This window comes from Exiguobacterium sp. BMC-KP (genome assembly GCF_001275385.1).
GTDB lineage: Bacteria > Bacillota > Bacilli > Exiguobacteriales > Exiguobacteriaceae > Exiguobacterium_A.
Genome location: NZ_LGIW01000013.1, coordinates 137,025 through 152,754, shown reverse-complemented (window position 1 = coordinate 152,754; position 15,730 = coordinate 137,025). Strand labels below are relative to the sequence as shown.

Below are 15,730 nucleotides of genomic sequence, written 5' to 3'. Positions count from 1 at the left end.
TCCTGAGCTCAGGAAAGGTCGTTTTGCTGTACGTTCACAACAGGTGCTGTTTTGCTCGAGCGATAGATCGGATAAAAGATTCCAATCAAGATGATGACGATCCCAATCCATTGAGAGCTCATCAGATGTTCACCTAAAATTAACACGGAACAGATGACAGCTGTTGGCAATTCTGCTGCTCCGAGCAAAGAGACGCTTGCTGGAGACAGATGAGGCGCACCAGCGGCAAATAAGAGTGGTGGCAAAATCAAGGCGAATAGACCGAGCGGGATCGCATATAGAAGAAGACCGTTTTCGAAATTCGTAGAAGATAAGAACGTCGTCGGTGGGTACATGATCATGACGAAAGCAAGACCACCTGTCATCATATAAAAACTCTTCTTTATGACGGGGAGATGGTTGGCAATGCGTCCACTAGCGAGTAGGAAAATCGAGAAACTAACAGCCGCTCCAAGACCAAACAACGTTCCGCGTAGGTCGAGGGGGCTCGAGTAAGCAGCACTCGCAAGAATTGCTCCGCCAATCAGTAGAATCGCGGACAGGAAGTGTGCGCGAGATGGTAAACGTTTGAATGCGAGAGCGTCGATGATGACACCAATCCAAGTGAATTGGAATAAGAGAATGATCGCAACGGATGCGGATACGGTCTGAAGACTTTGATAGTACAGATAACCGGTTGTACCACTTGAGATACCGATTAGCATGAGCAGACCAGCTGTCTTGATATCAAGACGAAGGTTTTTCGTGAATAAGGCAAGTCCGAAAATCATGAGCCAGCCGAAGAAAAATTGACTACCTGAAACGGCTGCTGAGTTAAATCCAGCGGCATAAGCGAGTTTGACGATCGTTGAGAGGACACCATAACTGATAGCGCCAATCAGAACGAATAAGGTTGCTTTTGAACGATGCATGAATAAATTCCCTCCATTTTTAATAAAAACCACACAAAAAAGGTTGCAACAGGGCCTTGTCCAGGTTTTTTGGACAGGGTTTGGTTGCAACCTGTGTGATTTATTGAGTTGATGTGTCGAGCAAACGATACAGTCGGGTTTTCGTTTGGTTGTACTGAACAGTCAGCGTGTTCCACTTCTTTAAAGACGCGGTAGCTTTCCGTGTTAAACGATTTAAATCCGCCGTTGACTCATCAATCTTAACGAAATCCGGTTTTTTCGTCAAGTGTGAAAGCACTTTCTTTTCGGCGTCCATCGCTTGACGATACGTTTTCGAGAACGTTTGAAATGTCTGCTGACGCGCCTTAATGATTGCTATTAACGCAGTTCCTTCTGTTTTTGCTTTTCCATCAAGCTTACTGACAACATCCTTAAGTTCTTCAAGGTCGAGTTCGGTGTATATTTCTTTACGTATCGTTTCTTCTTGGTTCAATAAGGCAAGACGTTCATCATTTAAGGCGTCTAGTTCCTCCCGTTCATTTTGGGAGCGTTTGATTTCTTCAGCCCCTGCATCAAGAACGGCTTGGTACGTATTAACTGAAATTTCGTCCTTACGAGCACGTTGATCGGCTAGCGTAAATGCTTTTTCCTCATCTTTCACTTGTTGTTCTAGCTTTTCATGAAGAGAAGCTCGTGAATCGTTAGAGCAGGCAACAAGTCCGAAGCTTGATAGAAACAGCAACGCTAAGAGTGATTTTTTCATCTGAATAGTAACTCCTTATAAATTCGAGTATTGCGCGAAGTTGTACGGAATGTGGAAATCTTCATCATAAATTGCAAACTGATATCCTTTTTTCTGAAGTCCTGCAACGATGGCCGGAAGTGCTTTGATAGCTTGTGGTTGTTCATGCAAGAGAATGATTTCGAACGGGCGCTCTGCTCGTCGAATGACCGTATTCGCTACTTCTTTTGCACTATCTTTGTAATACCAATCCATTGAATCGATTGACCAGTCCCACACACGGAAGTCTGATACATGAATGTCAGATGCCATCTTTTTCGTAATGCCAGGTGTTGAACCGTAGGGTGGTCGTGTCAAATGAGGTGTTAATTGTGTCAATGCATGAATCTTGTTCTGAACACTTTGCATCTCTGAGACATACTTACCTTTTTCGTACAATGTATCGTAATCATGTGTTTCACCATGTAATCCGATGTAGTGACCAGCTTTAGCAGCAGCTTTGACTTCTTTCGGGAAAGCATCTACCTGTGTTCCGAGATAAAAGAAAGTGGCGCGGGTATGAAGTTGATCTAATGTTCGAAGTAAATCCGGCGTTAAAGCAGATGGACCATCCTCAAACGTCAAATAGGCGACTTTTTTCGTCACACCATTCCATTTTTCCACACGTGCTTTTTCCATACTGACGACAGGAACTTCGGTGATGGATTGACCCGCAGTGGTCGATTTTTGATCAAGTGCAAAAACGTATCGGTACGCAACATATCCTCCAACTCCAAGAAAGATGAGTGTGAGAAGTAAGAAAAACCGTGGAAGAAACTTTCTTTTTTTTGTACGCGGTCGTGGACCGAGTTCGCTAGCGTGGCTTGAGGTAAATGGATCCATCGTTGTCTGTCGCTCCTTTTGTCAAAAAATATCATATACAGATAATGTAACATTTTGACTGTTTCGTTTGTAACAAACAGATGACAAAAAGATGACGAAAATCGATTTTTCTAAAAAATATCAATTTAATTAGAAATAGTCTGTCTAAAATAAAAAAACAACCACTTTGATAAGTGATTGTCTCGAGTATTTTTAGTGTTCTGTTACAGCGCATTCACTGCATTCCGTTTGATAGGATTCACATTGCTCATCCATTTCTTTTCCGCAATGGGCACACGTCTTTACGGGAAGTTCACGATAAAACTCAGCAGATGCTTCTTGATAAAGGGGCTGTTCCATGTGTTTTTCCTCCTTCAAAATAAAACGCAATGACAATTTTCTTATTTTTATTGTATTAGTACAGTTTGTTAATGTCAATCATTGTTTTATAACAGTTTATAAATGTCGAGTATTGATACAGGACAATAAAAAAGAGACATGCTACGATACCTAAGTAATCTGATAATGATAAGGGGGATTCATACATGACACAAGCAACACTTGATACAATGCGTGTCTTAACTGAACGACGTTCTGTTCGTCATTACGACGAAACGTTCAAACTTTCAAAACAGGAAGTAGAAGAACTATTAGAATGGACGACAGCAGCGCCGAGTGCTTGGAATCTACAACACTGGCACTTTACCGTTTTCCATTCAGAAGAAGCAAAACAACAACTTGCGCCGATTGCTTATAATCAGCCAGCTATTACTTCAGCTTCAGTAGTCATCGCGATTTTGGGAGACGTTCAAGCGAATCGAAACTATAATCCAGTCTATGGTCCAGCAGTAGAAGCAGGCGGTATGACAGAGGATTTATTCGATTCAATCAAGGCGCAAGTAGAGGGTGCTTACCAAAGCGAAGCATACGGGCGCGATGCAGCGATGTCGAATGCGAGCCTTGCTGCGATGCAGTTGATGCTTGCTGCAGAAGCGCGTGGATTATCAACACTCGCAATGGGTGGATTCGATCATCAGCGTTTTGCGGAAACGTTTATCACAGAATCACGGTACGTACCAGTCATGTTGATTGCTGTAGGTAAAGCGGTCGAAGATGCGAAAAAACGTCCAGCGTTACGCTTACCAATCGATCAAGTCTCAACATTCCTATAAGTCATTCAAAATGGAGGAAGCGGGGTTTGATTCCTCCATTTTCTTTTTTTCTTTTTTTCTTTTTTTCTTTTTTTTTTTTTTTCGAAAAACACTTGTCAGCCTTTTAGTTTCTTGATATATTAATACATGTCCTAGCAAGTACATAACGTACTGCAAACATGATTCTGTAGCTCAGCTGGGAGAGCGCTACCTTGACAGGGTAGAGGTCGCTGGTTCGAGCCCAGTCAGAATCATACCGAAAGCCCGCTTTTCCTTTAATGGAAAAGCGGGCTTTTTTTATTACTTCTTCAACTCATCTTCTGTGACCCATTTATGATTCTTGACCGGATCACCACCATCAGTCGGTGTATAGTCTACCATGTAGACTGTCGTCTCTTTTACTTCATCAATCGTTGCTTTCGCACCATCCATGCCTTTCATATGATCTGATTTGACGGTTGTTTCATCACCAACTTGTAATGGCTTAGTTGGTACTGGATCAAGTTCTTCTTGAATGACCCATTTGTGATTTTTCACTGTTTTCCCACCATCGGTTGGTTTGTAACTGATTGCATACACAACAGTATCGTAAGCTCCAGCAATGGTTGCTTTTGCTCCGTTCATACCGTCCATATGATCCGTCGTCAACGTGACGTCACTTCCTTTCGGATAAGTCGGAGTACTTGCTTCTTTTAAACCGGATGGTAGTTTTCCGTCACTTGAATGCATCATATCTCCGTGAGACATGTCATGTGAATTACCCGTACTTCCATCATTACTTGAATCGGATCCACAAGCACCGAGCCAAAGCGTGGAACTAAGAGCGAGAGCTGTTAACGTCCATGATTTTTTCATCCTTCATTCCTCCTGAAATCTCAAGTCTTTTTTACTATACCCAGCATTTGTGCAAATCGTGTGCAGACGAGGTGACAGTTTTGCCCGCCTGCGTTCATGACGCTTTTCTTCGCTATACTAAATGAGAGAGGAAAAGGAGGAAACATCATGCGTCGTATTTCATACTCGGTCGGAGGAATCGTTCTTGCGGCATTTTTAATTTGCGGCAGTGTGCTGTTCGGAACATTGTATTATCAGTTATCTCAAACGCGGACACAAGAAGTAGTCGATGGGTTGCTGAACCGCGGAAATACACATCGTGATGTACTTGTCGATTCGTATAATCAAGCAACGATGCAACATGTCAACATGATGGAAGCAAACTCGTCGTTTACGGTAGTCATCACAGATGCGAGTGGGAAACAACTTGAAGCGTCACGTCTTTTAACGCGTGAAATGAAAAGTGTATTAGAACATACAGATTTTGATTATCGTCAACAAGGTAAAGTCGTAACGATGCGAAATTTTTTAATGACGGACAGTCCGATTACCATTGAGGGAGAACATCGTGGTCATGTGTTTATGTTCGCTTCTAAAAAAATAGTGGATCACGTTCTTGATCCTTTGAAACAGCAATTTTTCCAAGTCGGTCTACTGGCACTTTTATTAGCAGGTGCAGCAAGTATTTGGACGACCCGTCTTATTTCACGTCCGTTGATTCAGATGGAAGACGCGACGGCGCGTCTCTTGGATGGAGAAGGAGGAGAGTTGCCGATTGATCGGCAAGATGAACTGGGACAATTGGCGCGTTCCATTCAACAATTAAAACAGGATCTCGATTTTTTGAATCGGGAACGCTCCGAATTTTTAACAAGCGTATCCCACGAATTACGAACTCCTTTAACATATATTAAGGGCTACGCGGACATTCTCGAACGTCAAACGTTGACGCCGGATGAACAACAACGCTACATCACAATCATTCGAGAAGAAAGTCAGCAAATGAATGAGTGGATCGAACAATTATTTTGGCTAGCGCGGATTGATGCCAATGCTTTTACGATGGAACGAAAGCCAATCGATATCGAAGATTTGATTCATCAGGTGATCCGGTTAGTGCGTAAGGACATCGAACAAGAAAATATTTTGCTCGAGATAGAAGGTGAGCGATTACAAGTGATGGGTGATGCGCAGCAGCTACGTCAGATGATCATGAATATCATCGAAAATGCGCGTCGACATACTTCGTCTGGGAAAATCATCGTTCGTTATGGTGTCAATGAAGCAGGTGCTTTCATTCAAATCGAAGATACAGGAGAAGGGATAGCTGCAGAATCCTTGCCTCATGTAACGAAACGACTCTATCGAACGGAAGCGTCTCGTTCTCGAAAGCATGGAGGAACAGGTATTGGACTATCGATCGTTGAAGCCATTGCGCAGGCACATGGAGCAGAGTTGATCATCAAGAGTCAACTTGGACAAGGAACACAAGTTACACTGCAGTGGAAGGAGAAATAAAATGCCGCATGTATTAATCGTAGATGATGAACCGAGAATGCTTGAACTACTGAAATTATACATTCAACCGTATGGATATACGTGTCAGCTTGTGGATTCTGCGCAACAAGCGTTTGATCTCTGTCGTCAAAATATATTCGATCTGATTTTACTCGATGTCATGATGCCAGAGATGGACGGTTGGACATGTTGCCGTCTCATTCGAGAACATTCTAACGTTCCGATTTTAATGGTAACGGCACGAAATCAGCGAGAGGACATCATCCGGACGCGAGAAGTCGGGGCGAATGATTACGTATCAAAACCGATTCAAGAAGGGGAACTGATTGGACGGATGGAAGTTTTATTGCAGCAACGATATGATGGTCTATCCTATGATCGGAAAGGATATCGTTGTAGCTACTTACAACAAACAATTTCGTTGACGAAAACAGAATTCGAGTTGTTAGGCGTTTTTCTGGATTCGCCAAGACGCATATGGACACGCGATCAATTAACGACATTGCTATGGGGAGTGGAAGCGTCTGTCGAAGAACGAACGATTGACTCGCATATTAGACATTTAAGAGAAAAATTGCGTGTTGCCGATTTTCCGATCGAACAACATCTTGAAACGGTTCGCGGCATCGGCTACCGCTGGATGCAATAATAAGGGGGAGCTTCAACCATGACGACACTCTATTTTGTAAGGCACGCCCATTCGACGTACTCACCAGAGGAACGGACACGTCCACTTTCTGACAAAGGACAAGCAGATGCAAAACGTCTACTTGAGACGTTTCAAGGGATACCGATTGACCGGTTCTACAGCAGTCCGTATCTACGCGCGATCGAGACGATTGCGCCGCTTGCTATGGATCGTCAAAGATCGATCATCGAGGAAGAAGCGTTACGAGAGCGGTTGTTAGCGCCAGGGGAACTGGATGATTTTCAAGAAGCCGTCACGTATGTATGGAAACATCCGAACGTAAATCCGTACGGTGGCGAGACGAATGAAGAAGGGGCGCTGCGAATTCGGCAATTCATCGACGAACTGGTGAAGAAGTATCCGGAAGAGACGTTGGTCTTTGGTACACATGGCAATATCATGGTGTTGCTCTTAGAGACATTTGACTCAACTTTTGATTACACGTTTTGGAAGTCTTTACCGATGCCGGCCGTGTGCCGAATGGAGGTAGAATCAGGGGTTGAAGTGAGTATTCGCGTCGTACCACTTTGGAATAATACGAAGTGAAAAAGAGATGGAACTGATGATTGTATCAGTTCCATCTCTTTTTTGATTGAAGAAATATTAAGTCGTAGGAACAGCGCCTTCATGCTTGCGAATCAAGTCCGCTGTTAATTGACCGGACAAAGTAACCATCGGGACACCGCCCCCTGGATGTGTAGAACCACCGACGAAATAAAGTCCTTCATATAAGTCACTCTTCGATGGGATTTTGAACCCACCGTTTTTCTTTCGATCAGCTGCTACTCCATAAATCGATCCACCGTTTGGACCATATAGTTCCTTCAAATCTTCCGGTGTAAAACGATATTCGAACTCGATTGATTCCCGAAGACCGTGAAGACCCATTCGTTCCAGTTTATCCAGAACAACCTCACGATAGGCATCCCAGTCGACTTCTCCTTTTTGAAGTGTTAAAGGAGGGACGTGTGTTAAGACGAATAAATTATCTTTCCCTTCAGGAGCTTGAGAAGCGTCGGATTTCGAGGAAACACCGACATAAATCGTCGGATCTTCAGGTGGTGTTCCTTCTTTGAACATTTGAGCGAATTCACGCTCTGGATTTTCTGAGAAAAAGAAATTATGATGCGCTAGCCCGCTGTACTCACGGTTCACACCGAGTAGTAATACGAGTCCGGAGACGGATGGTGCGAACGATGCTTGTAACTTTTTAGCCTGCTTCCGGGCTTTTTTCTCGGGTACGATCCGTTCGTAAGTTGGAATGACCTCAAGGTTTGAGACGACGATGTCTGCTGCATGGAAGGTTCCGTTCGATAGGACACCAACGGCTTTTTTATTTTCAAGGACGATTTGTTCCACTGGTGAGTTGAGATGGACCGTAACACGGAGTTCATCGAGTAAACGTTTCATGGCACGTGCGATTTGATACATGCCACCTTTAACATAGTAGATACCAAGCCCCATTTGAACGTAAATCATCTGATTGAAGACTGCAGGTGCCTGATAAGGGTTGGAACCAACATACATGACCATATAGTTGAACAGTTGTTCAAGATACGGATCATTGAGATGTTTTTTCGTACCGGTTGCAACGGTATTCATCGGATCCATCTTCAACAAATCAGACATTGTATGATATTTTTTTAAGTCCTTTAAATCTTCAAGGCTGTACTTATAAAAACTGTCGAGGCACAAATCATACATTTGCTTTGAGTAGCGGAACAGTTCGACGAAATCAGCACGTGACGAGACGTGCTCGACTTCTTCAAGCATTCCAGGTAAATCACCTTTGACATCGATTTTTGTTCCATCCTCAAAAAATGTGCGCCATTGTGGCTCGATGCGTTCGATTTCTAAGTAATCATCTAAGTTCCGATGTACGCTTGAGAAGAGTTGTTCCAGTACCCAAGGCATCGTTAAGATGGAAGGACCAGTATCGAAAGTAAATCCTTTTCCACTACGTTGATTCAGTTTCCCACCAACGTTCGCATTCTTTTCAAGCATCGTGACTGCATAACCATCTCCAGCTAAACGAATGGCAGCAGACATACCGGCAAGACCGGCTCCAATGACGATTGCGCGTTTCTTCAAATGAATCACTTCTCCTTTAATAGATGAATGGAATCAATCGTTTTCGTTTTGCGGCCCATACCGTATAGGCAGGTCCAAAACCTTTCGTTAACATCGCTTCCTCGATTCGAATCCGGTAGAGCAAGAAAAAGAACATCAAAAGTCCAGAAAGAATGAATAGTCCGGACTGACCGGTGAAAAGGGGAAAGCTCATCGTAATCAACAACAATCCACTGTATAACGGGTGCCGTAAAAAGCGATAGGGACCGCTACTGACGAGCTGATCACCAGATGCCACGACGACATGTCGCGTAAACTGCTGTTTTAAGTGAAGAATTCCCCACAGCCGTAATGAAACACCACACCATAACAAAATGCATGAAGAGATGCGCATGAATGAAGAAACCGTTTCATTTGCAAAGAGGAAAGCGCAGGCGATCGTTCCGCTTAGGACAAGAAAAATCAAATAAAAACTAACCTGTTCTGCTGCGCCTGACTTAGACTCGGAGCGATTCCGAAAACGAATCATCTCACCGATCCAGCAGATGCTACCCATACTGAAAATCCATTCCCAAAGTGACACGTACGCTACTCCTTTCTACATCAGAATCATGTTTCGAAAACGCATACATCGTTATTTACCCATTGTAATTCGTCCTTAAGCTACATTTGGAAAACTTCAAAAATACTTCATTTTCATGACAAGCATTCTGAAAGAACCCTGTTTTAAAAAAACAATGGTATCATTAATCTAAAATATGGAATATAAATATCATTGGATTGGGTGGAAATTAAAAAATGGGTAAAAAACAGATATTTATAATGACCTTGGCCACAGCGGTAACTTGTACATCAACTTACATACCAGCAGTCGATGCATCGACATCTTCTTATCGACAAGCCAAGACACCCCTTCATTTACGTCAAGGCGCATCGATGGAACAACCGAGTATTGCCGTTATTTCGACGGGAATTTATGTGACGGAACTGTCGAAAGTCGGTACATGGTCAAAAGTACAATATGGTACGAAGATTGGTTATGCCAGCACGAAATATCTCCTCACGGATGAGCAAATCGGCGGAAAACGTATCGGTCAGACTCTCATCGTGAATAAGAACTTAGCGCTCCGCTCGACGTACGCTCCTGGTGAGAATCAACAAGCAAGAGCAGCGTTTGAGAAAATGCGTGTAGCCGCTAAAAAAGAGGGGATCACGCTCGTTTCATTTAGTACATATCGCTCCTATACCTATCAAAAAACGTTGTTTGATAAATATGTCGCACGTGATGGGTATGAGAAGGCGAGTACCTATAGTGCAGAACCTGGGAAAAGCGAACACCAAACAGGTCTCGCTTTTGATATCGGAGGAGCAGACTCTTCAAAATATGCAATGTTTAGTTTTGCAAAAACCAAAGAAGCCAAGTGGTTGTTTGCAAATGCTCACCGGTATGGTTTCCATCTTCGCTACCCATCGGGCAAAGAGTCTTGGACGGGTTATACGTATGAAAGCTGGCACTATCGTTATGTTGGAACAACGCTTGCTGCTCGCCTGAAAGTTAGTGGACTAACGATGGAGGAGTACTTCCACCTCGCACCTTGGAAACCAATAAAGGTTTCGACTTCTTAAAAACATGGTAAATAGAGGATGTTGACTTAGTCGGTTATTCGTCTCAGATGAAAGAGGTGGAACGAATGGCAAAAAAAGATGCAAAACATCATATCATGACGTTTACGTTCAAAGAAGAAGCGACATCCTATCAAGTATTTAGTGAGTTGAAGAAGTATCATGCTCGAGGACAAGTCGATTTTGAACAGATTGCTGTTATTAAACGGAATGAAAATGGTGCTTTTTCATTTGAAGATGCAGCAGATTTAAGCGGATCGAATCGCGCCGTCAAGGGTTCGCTGATCGGAATGGCAGTTGGTATCCTAGGAGGACCGTTTGGTATCTTGCTTGGTTCAATGACCGGTATGCTGATCGGTGGTTCGAAGGACATGAAGGAAAATCAAGAAATCCAAGAGACGTTCAAACGAACACTCGGTGTCATTCCACCTGGACAAACAGGAATCATTGCTATTGGTGAAGAGTTTGAACCATCCGTTCTCGATGGATTAGTAGCGCAACATGAAGGTACATTAGAACGAACCGATGAACAGTTAGAATCGTAAGCGTTATTGAATGAAAGGAGCCGATCGCTTTAATCGCGATCGGCTCCTTTTGATGTGCAGTTACTTAGTTGTGCGTTCTTTTTTTGCTTTTTTGAAGAAGAACAACTCATAGACGACTGGAACGATGATGAGCGTCAACAACGTAGATGTCGTTAATCCGCCGATAACCGTTAAGGCAAGACCTTTTGAGATCAACGTTCCTGAAGAAGTTGTCAATGCGAGTGGTACCAATGCCATGATTGTTGCAAATGCGGTCATCAGAATTGGGCGTAATCGTGTTTTACCCGCTTCAATCAATGATTCACGAATTGGCATACCACGTCCAACGTTTTGACCAATCCGGTCAACGAGAACGATTGCGTTCGTGGTAACAATTCCGATCAACATGAGGAAACCGATCATGACACTGACCGATAGCGGTTCTTTTGCTAAGAAGAGCGTGACAAGAGAACCGATTGGAACGAAAATTAGAGATGACAAGATGATGAACGGAATACGAGCTTTTCCGAATGTGATCAACATTGTCAGGTATACGAGTCCGATTGCAACGACGATTGCGATTCCGAGTGATTGGAAGATTTCGATTGTATCATCGTTTCCGCCACCACTCGTCAATGAAACACCGTCTGGTAAGTCAATTTTTTCGACGTCAGCTTTCACTGCATTCGATACGTTTTGGACATCGTCTCCTTTGACTTGTCCAGATACGCGAGCATAGACTTTTCCGTCAAGCTTTTGAATCGATGTGAATGTCTCAACTTCATTGACGTTCGCCACATCTTTTAAAGCGACAGGACCGTTTGCTGAGAAGAGTTGGACGTCTTCGAGATCTTCTTTCGAGACGAGTCCTTCTTCGTAAGATAATTGTACATCTTGATCCTTATTATCGAGATTTAGCGTACCAACTGTGACCGGTTTCGTTTGATCGTTAACGGTACCGAGAATCTGGAAGCCAGATAGTCCACGATCACTTGCTTTTTCTGGATCAATTTCAACGAGGAACTGCTTTTGTTTTTCGCTGAAGTTGTTTGTGATATATTTCAAATCATTGTTTTTCGACATATTATCTTCGACGAGTTTTGCTGCTTCTTGAAGGGCTTCAAGGTCGTTTGAGAACAAGTCGACATCGACGTTGTTATTCGATGGAGGACCACCTGTCGATAGCTCAGCCACACTAATTTTAACATCAACATTTTCACCTTGAGCGATGTCTTCCATCTGTGTTTCAAGTGACTTGATTGTCTTTTCGACGTTTGCGCCGTCCTTCAAGTTCAGGAAGTAGCTTGCTTTATTGTCAAGACGTAAGCCTGTCGTAAAGTCACGGGCACCAACAGAAGTCGTCACGTCAGCAATTGCTTGTTCTTTATCGAACATCTTTTCCATCTCAAACGAAACGTCACTTGTCTTTTCAAGTGATGTGGCAGCTGGGAGTTCAAGCGATGCCGTTAACGTCTTCGACGCTTCGTTCGGAATGAACGTAAAGCCGAGACGCGGTACGATCGCAAGAGAACCACCGAGAAGAACGAACGATACAATCAAGATGATTGCCTTGTGCGAGAGTGATTTTTCAATCAGCTTACCGTACCACCGTTGAAGAGCACCTTCTTTTTCTTCAGCTGGTACCTTCTTGAAAGCAAACTTCGCGAGAATCGGTACGATCGTGATGGCAACGAGTAGTGAAGCAAGTAACGAGAAAATGATTGTCAAAGCAAACGGTAAGAAGAACTTACCAGTAATTCCACCGACAAATCCGATTGGAAGGAAGACGACGACGGTCGTCAACGTCGATGAGGTAATTGCTTTTAGAATTTCCTTCGTCGATTGTTCGATGATCTCATCCGTCATACCGGATTCGGATTTTCGAACGCGCCGGAAGATGTTTTCGATGACGACGATACTATCATCGACGACACGACCGACTGCAACAGCCATCCCACCAAGCGTCATGATATTCAATGAGATATCTTGCCAGTTCAAGAAGATCGCTGCGATGAGCAACGATAACGGAATCGATACGATAGCGATGATCGTCGCACGGATGTTCCGTAAGAATAAGAGCACAGCGAGCGATGCGAAGAGGGCACCCAGTAATCCTTCTTTGACAAGTGTCGCAACGGACTCCTCGATATCTTTCGCTGAATCGATACCAATCGTATAGTCGACTTGGTCGTCATATTTATTGAGGATCTTCGTGACTTCATCTGCGATTTCGACCGTATTGGCATCTTGTTTTTTCGTAATCGCCATCGATAAAGAGTCTTTTAAGTCGTAACGTGTTTTTTCGCTTTGTTGCGAAACCGCTTCGATTTTTGCGATATTTTCGAGGCGAATCGGTTCTGCAGGTTGAGATGCCTGATCTGCAGTCGCTCCACCTGTTGTACTTGTTGGTCCTTGCGTTGCACCTTGCGGCGGACCGCCAGCCGATGAACCACCTGTTTGACTGTTACTAGTTGAACCAGTTGCACCAGCAGCAGGTGTTAATTGAAGATTTTTTAGTTTATCTAGATTTTCTAGTTTTTCCTCGACGCGAATCGGAATCTTCGAGTCGTTTTCCGATAATTGTCCAGATGGGAACGAGACATATTTTCCATTGATTTGTTCTTTGATACTCGAAAGTGACAGTCCTGCTTTCGTCGCTTTCTCCTTATCGACGGTAATTTGAACGAGATCGTCCTTATAACCACCAACGGAGACGCTGTTCACGCCTGGAATTTTGTTTAGTTCAGGCTCAATCTCTTCCTTCAGAATTTTCTCGATATCTTTACCATCCTTACTAAAGAAGGAGATGTTATAGATCGGGAATGAGCCGAATGATAGACGATTTAATTTCGTCGTTGCTTCCTCCGGGAGGTTTGCATCTTGGATAGCGGCATCGATTTGTTGTTCGACCTTATCCATATCAGTATCGAACGGGAATTCGATATTTAAGATACCAATACTTTCATAAGAAGAGCTTGTCAGCTTGGTAGCACCTTCAATACCTTTAAGGGAAGTTTCAAGCTTTGAGACGACTTGTTTATCGACATCGTCAGGTGAGGCACCGGGATAAACCGCTTCGATTGAAATCTGAGGAAACTCGATTTCCGGGAACTGATCGACTTTTAATTGTGAGAAGGAATAGACGCCCCCTAAAATTAATAGGATTGCAATGATGAAGACAGCAACCGAGTTCTTCAAACTGAATCGGGTTAAAAAGTTCATGTGAACGCTCCTTTCATTTATATGTGCTTATTTACATAGTAGAGGACACTCATAGAACCCGCAACTTTAAAACTGTTTTTATTGAAAAAGATCTTTTTAAAAAAAGATAAAAATTTTTTGTGAAAAGGCTTTACACTTTTCGATATGTTGCTATAATAAAAGCATACCCAGTAACAACACAGCATGATTCTGTAGCTCAGCTGGGAGAGCGCTACCTTGACAGGGTAGAGGTCGCTGGTTCGAGCCCAGTCAGAATCATACCGAAATCGTTCCTTTTAGAAGGAGCGATTTTTTTTGCGTTAAAAAAACTATTCCCGAAATCAATCAGGAATAGTTGGAAGGAAGGTAAATTGTTTTATTGAATTTCGAGATGAAGATCACCGCGCTTCGTCCACCCTGCGACAGTCGTCAATCGATAGAAAACGAACGTCAAGACACCGGGTAAGACAACACCCGTCAAGAAAAAGACAAAGAAAGCTTGTGGTCCTTGATTGACGAAGATGTTGAGTGGAGCAATCATCGAATTTAAACCAAGCCCTGCGAGTTCATACGGTACTTTCAAAGAGAGAAGAAGCGTCGCTACAGGCGCCGAGATCATCGCTGCAAGGAACGGTGCAACGACAAGACGTGGATTTTTAACGATATTCGGGAACTGTACTTTAGGAGTCACAAAGAACGAAGCAATCAAACCACCTGGATCTGTCTGACGGTATGCCATTAACGTAAAGCCGACAAATTGAGCGGAACAGCCAATGAGTGCAGCGGCACTCGCCACAGGATCAAGTTGTAAAGCGATAGCAAGTGCAGCGGACGAAGCAGGAGACATCAATAAGACACTAAAGATGAGTGCAATGACAAGAGACGTAGCAATAGGAGACGACTCGACCGACGCTGTAATCATGGCGCTGAATTTTGTAAGGAGTGGTGTCGTGACGGCAGCAGCCCCGATTCCAGTGATACCACCAGCTAAGACGGCACTCATCGGGATGACCATCATGTCAAATTTCGTTTTTCCAGTTATACGTTTTCCAACGTATACAGCCACTGCAGCAGCGAGTAATGCACTGATGGGCTGCCCGGGAACAAGAACAAGTCCGGAAGCGGTCGATTGAAGGGCGGCACCACCAATCGTGGCTGCAATCATCGCACTGAACAAAACGAGTGTGTTTCCTCCGAGCTGAAAGGCGATACCGGCACCAAGTGCTGGAGCGAGTAGTACTTTTGCAACACCGCCAATCGTCAGTAACATTTGGATATGTAGAAGATTTCCGAGCGTCTCAATCAGGAGTCCGACACCAAGTGTTACAAGAACGGCATTTGCCATTCCAGCTGATACTTTTACCATTCGATCCATCGCATATTCTTTCAACGTTGTCATCCTCTCTATCTATCTCTATTTTTGCCATGAAAAAAGCCTATCCGTTTTTGGGATAGGCGCCACTCATTCTGTGCGGGCGCCTCATTCGATGCATCGAAAGAAGGGCCCAAAAATCATTTCCGTTTCATCATCGGAAAAGTTTTCAGTCCCTCATGCATAGAATAATCAGTCGTCCAGCTTGGTTAAATGGTTGTTGTGTCGAAATCATTAAATCGTGCCCCTCTCTGTG

15 protein-coding genes and 2 tRNA genes are annotated in these 15,730 nt (G+C 43.6%); 8 read left to right on the top strand and 9 right to left on the bottom strand.

The window, feature by feature from the left end; translation table 11 throughout:
• Window positions 1-8: 8 nt before the first annotated feature.
• The 4 genes from ADM98_RS03620 to yhfH form a co-directional block, all read right to left on the bottom strand.
• Window positions 9-911 (bottom strand): EamA family transporter, encoded by a 903-nt coding sequence (locus tag ADM98_RS03620; RefSeq protein ID WP_053452301.1) that lies wholly within the window; start codon window positions 909-911, stop codon window positions 9-11.
• 100 nt (window positions 912-1,011) lie between these two features.
• Window positions 1,012-1,653: a YkyA family protein gene (locus ADM98_RS03615; protein ID WP_053452300.1), complete on the bottom strand. Its 642-nt coding sequence runs from the start codon at window positions 1,651-1,653 to the stop codon at window positions 1,012-1,014.
• Between the two features lie 15 nt (window positions 1,654-1,668).
• Window positions 1,669-2,514, bottom strand: a complete 846-nt coding sequence (locus tag ADM98_RS03610; protein WP_053452299.1) for a polysaccharide deacetylase family protein — start codon at window positions 2,512-2,514, stop codon at window positions 1,669-1,671.
• Window positions 2,515-2,706: 192 nt separating this feature from the next.
• Entirely contained in the window at window positions 2,707-2,853 is a 147-nt protein-coding gene (gene yhfH / locus ADM98_RS17105; RefSeq protein WP_082318487.1) for a protein YhfH, read from the bottom strand.
• A 185-nt stretch (window positions 2,854-3,038) separates the two neighbouring features.
• On the opposite strand from yhfH, the gene ADM98_RS03605 reads away from it, so the two are divergent.
• Together ADM98_RS03605 and ADM98_RS03600 are read left to right on the top strand one after the other, a co-directional pair.
• Window positions 3,039-3,665 (top strand): nitroreductase family protein, encoded by a 627-nt coding sequence (locus ADM98_RS03605; protein WP_053452298.1) that lies wholly within the window; start codon window positions 3,039-3,041, stop codon window positions 3,663-3,665.
• A gap of 160 nt (window positions 3,666-3,825) precedes the next feature.
• Window positions 3,826-3,898: transfer RNA gene (locus ADM98_RS03600), tRNA-Val, on the top strand.
• 46 nt (window positions 3,899-3,944) lie between these two features.
• Here ADM98_RS03600 and ADM98_RS03595 read toward each other — a convergent pair.
• The gene (locus ADM98_RS03595) at window positions 3,945-4,499 is read right to left on the bottom strand and encodes a YdhK family protein (RefSeq protein WP_053452297.1); all 555 of its coding nucleotides are present in this window, start codon (window positions 4,497-4,499) and stop codon (window positions 3,945-3,947) included.
• Between the two features lie 147 nt (window positions 4,500-4,646).
• Between ADM98_RS03595 and ADM98_RS03590 the strand changes: the two genes are divergently transcribed.
• Genes ADM98_RS03590 through ADM98_RS03580 form a run of 3 tightly spaced genes read left to right on the top strand, consistent with a single transcriptional unit; the run spans window position 4,647 to window position 7,230 of the window.
• Window positions 4,647-5,996 (top strand): sensor histidine kinase, encoded by a 1,350-nt coding sequence (locus tag ADM98_RS03590; protein ID WP_053452296.1) that lies wholly within the window; start codon window positions 4,647-4,649, stop codon window positions 5,994-5,996.
• 1 nt (window position 5,997) lies between these two features.
• The gene (locus tag ADM98_RS03585) at window positions 5,998-6,645 is read left to right on the top strand and encodes a response regulator transcription factor (RefSeq protein WP_053452295.1); all 648 of its coding nucleotides are present in this window, start codon (window positions 5,998-6,000) and stop codon (window positions 6,643-6,645) included.
• A gap of 18 nt (window positions 6,646-6,663) precedes the next feature.
• Entirely contained in the window at window positions 6,664-7,230 is a 567-nt protein-coding gene (locus ADM98_RS03580; protein WP_053452294.1) for a histidine phosphatase family protein, read from the top strand.
• A gap of 57 nt (window positions 7,231-7,287) precedes the next feature.
• Here ADM98_RS03580 and ADM98_RS03575 read toward each other — a convergent pair whose 3' ends face one another.
• Both ADM98_RS03575 and ADM98_RS03570 read right to left on the bottom strand, forming a co-directional pair.
• On the bottom strand, window positions 7,288-8,775 hold the full coding sequence (locus ADM98_RS03575) for a phytoene desaturase family protein (RefSeq protein WP_053452293.1): 1,488 nt from the start codon (window positions 8,773-8,775) through the stop codon (window positions 7,288-7,290).
• Window positions 8,776-8,791: 16 nt separating this feature from the next.
• On the bottom strand, window positions 8,792-9,337 hold the full coding sequence (locus tag ADM98_RS03570) for a methyltransferase family protein (RefSeq protein WP_053452292.1): 546 nt from the start codon (window positions 9,335-9,337) through the stop codon (window positions 8,792-8,794).
• Window positions 9,338-9,576: 239 nt separating this feature from the next.
• Here ADM98_RS03570 and ADM98_RS03565 point away from each other — a divergent pair, with 239 nt between their 5' ends.
• Window positions 9,577-10,380: a M15 family metallopeptidase gene (locus ADM98_RS03565; RefSeq protein WP_152910949.1), complete on the top strand. Its 804-nt coding sequence runs from the start codon at window positions 9,577-9,579 to the stop codon at window positions 10,378-10,380.
• Window positions 10,381-10,445: 65 nt separating this feature from the next.
• On the top strand, window positions 10,446-10,922 hold the full coding sequence (locus ADM98_RS03560; protein WP_053452290.1) for a hypothetical protein: 477 nt from the start codon (window positions 10,446-10,448) through the stop codon (window positions 10,920-10,922).
• A gap of 60 nt (window positions 10,923-10,982) precedes the next feature.
• Here the strand turns inward: ADM98_RS03560 and ADM98_RS03555 are convergent, their stop codons facing one another.
• Complete coding sequence (locus ADM98_RS03555; RefSeq protein WP_053452289.1) at window positions 10,983-14,123, bottom strand: efflux RND transporter permease subunit; 3,141 nt, start codon at window positions 14,121-14,123, stop codon at window positions 10,983-10,985.
• A gap of 185 nt (window positions 14,124-14,308) precedes the next feature.
• Here ADM98_RS03555 and ADM98_RS03550 point away from each other — a divergent pair.
• Window positions 14,309-14,381: transfer RNA gene (locus ADM98_RS03550), tRNA-Val, on the top strand.
• Window positions 14,382-14,478: 97 nt separating this feature from the next.
• On the opposite strand, the gene ADM98_RS03545 is transcribed toward ADM98_RS03550, so the two are convergent.
• Complete coding sequence (locus tag ADM98_RS03545; RefSeq protein WP_053452288.1) at window positions 14,479-15,501, bottom strand: PTS transporter subunit IIC; 1,023 nt, start codon at window positions 15,499-15,501, stop codon at window positions 14,479-14,481.
• Window positions 15,502-15,730 lie beyond the last annotated feature (229 nt).

What these genes read in the sequence shown, in the direction of transcription:
- ADM98_RS03555 (WP_053452289.1), bottom strand. Translation starts at nt 14,123, where the DNA reads ATGAACTTTTTAACCCGATTCAGTTTGAAGAACTCGGTTGCTGTCTTC.
- ADM98_RS03620 (WP_053452301.1), bottom strand. Translation starts at nt 911, where the DNA reads ATGCATCGTTCAAAAGCAACCTTATTCGTTCTGATTGGCGCTATCAGT.
- ADM98_RS03545 (WP_053452288.1), bottom strand. Translation starts at nt 15,501, where the DNA reads ATGACAACGTTGAAAGAATATGCGATGGATCGAATGGTAAAAGTATCA.
- ADM98_RS03610 (WP_053452299.1), bottom strand. Translation starts at nt 2,514, where the DNA reads ATGGATCCATTTACCTCAAGCCACGCTAGCGAACTCGGTCCACGACCG.
- ADM98_RS03595 (WP_053452297.1), bottom strand. Translation starts at nt 4,499, where the DNA reads ATGAAAAAATCATGGACGTTAACAGCTCTCGCTCTTAGTTCCACGCTT.
- ADM98_RS03585 (WP_053452295.1), top strand. Translation starts at nt 5,998, where the DNA reads ATGCCGCATGTATTAATCGTAGATGATGAACCGAGAATGCTTGAACTA.
- ADM98_RS03565 (WP_152910949.1), top strand. Translation starts at nt 9,577, where the DNA reads ATGACCTTGGCCACAGCGGTAACTTGTACATCAACTTACATACCAGCA.
- ADM98_RS03615 (WP_053452300.1), bottom strand. Translation starts at nt 1,653, where the DNA reads ATGAAAAAATCACTCTTAGCGTTGCTGTTTCTATCAAGCTTCGGACTT.
- ADM98_RS03580 (WP_053452294.1), top strand. Translation starts at nt 6,664, where the DNA reads ATGACGACACTCTATTTTGTAAGGCACGCCCATTCGACGTACTCACCA.
- ADM98_RS03605 (WP_053452298.1), top strand. Translation starts at nt 3,039, where the DNA reads ATGACACAAGCAACACTTGATACAATGCGTGTCTTAACTGAACGACGT.
- ADM98_RS03560 (WP_053452290.1), top strand. Translation starts at nt 10,446, where the DNA reads ATGGCAAAAAAAGATGCAAAACATCATATCATGACGTTTACGTTCAAA.
- yhfH (WP_082318487.1), bottom strand. Translation starts at nt 2,853, where the DNA reads ATGGAACAGCCCCTTTATCAAGAAGCATCTGCTGAGTTTTATCGTGAA.
- ADM98_RS03590 (WP_053452296.1), top strand. Translation starts at nt 4,647, where the DNA reads ATGCGTCGTATTTCATACTCGGTCGGAGGAATCGTTCTTGCGGCATTT.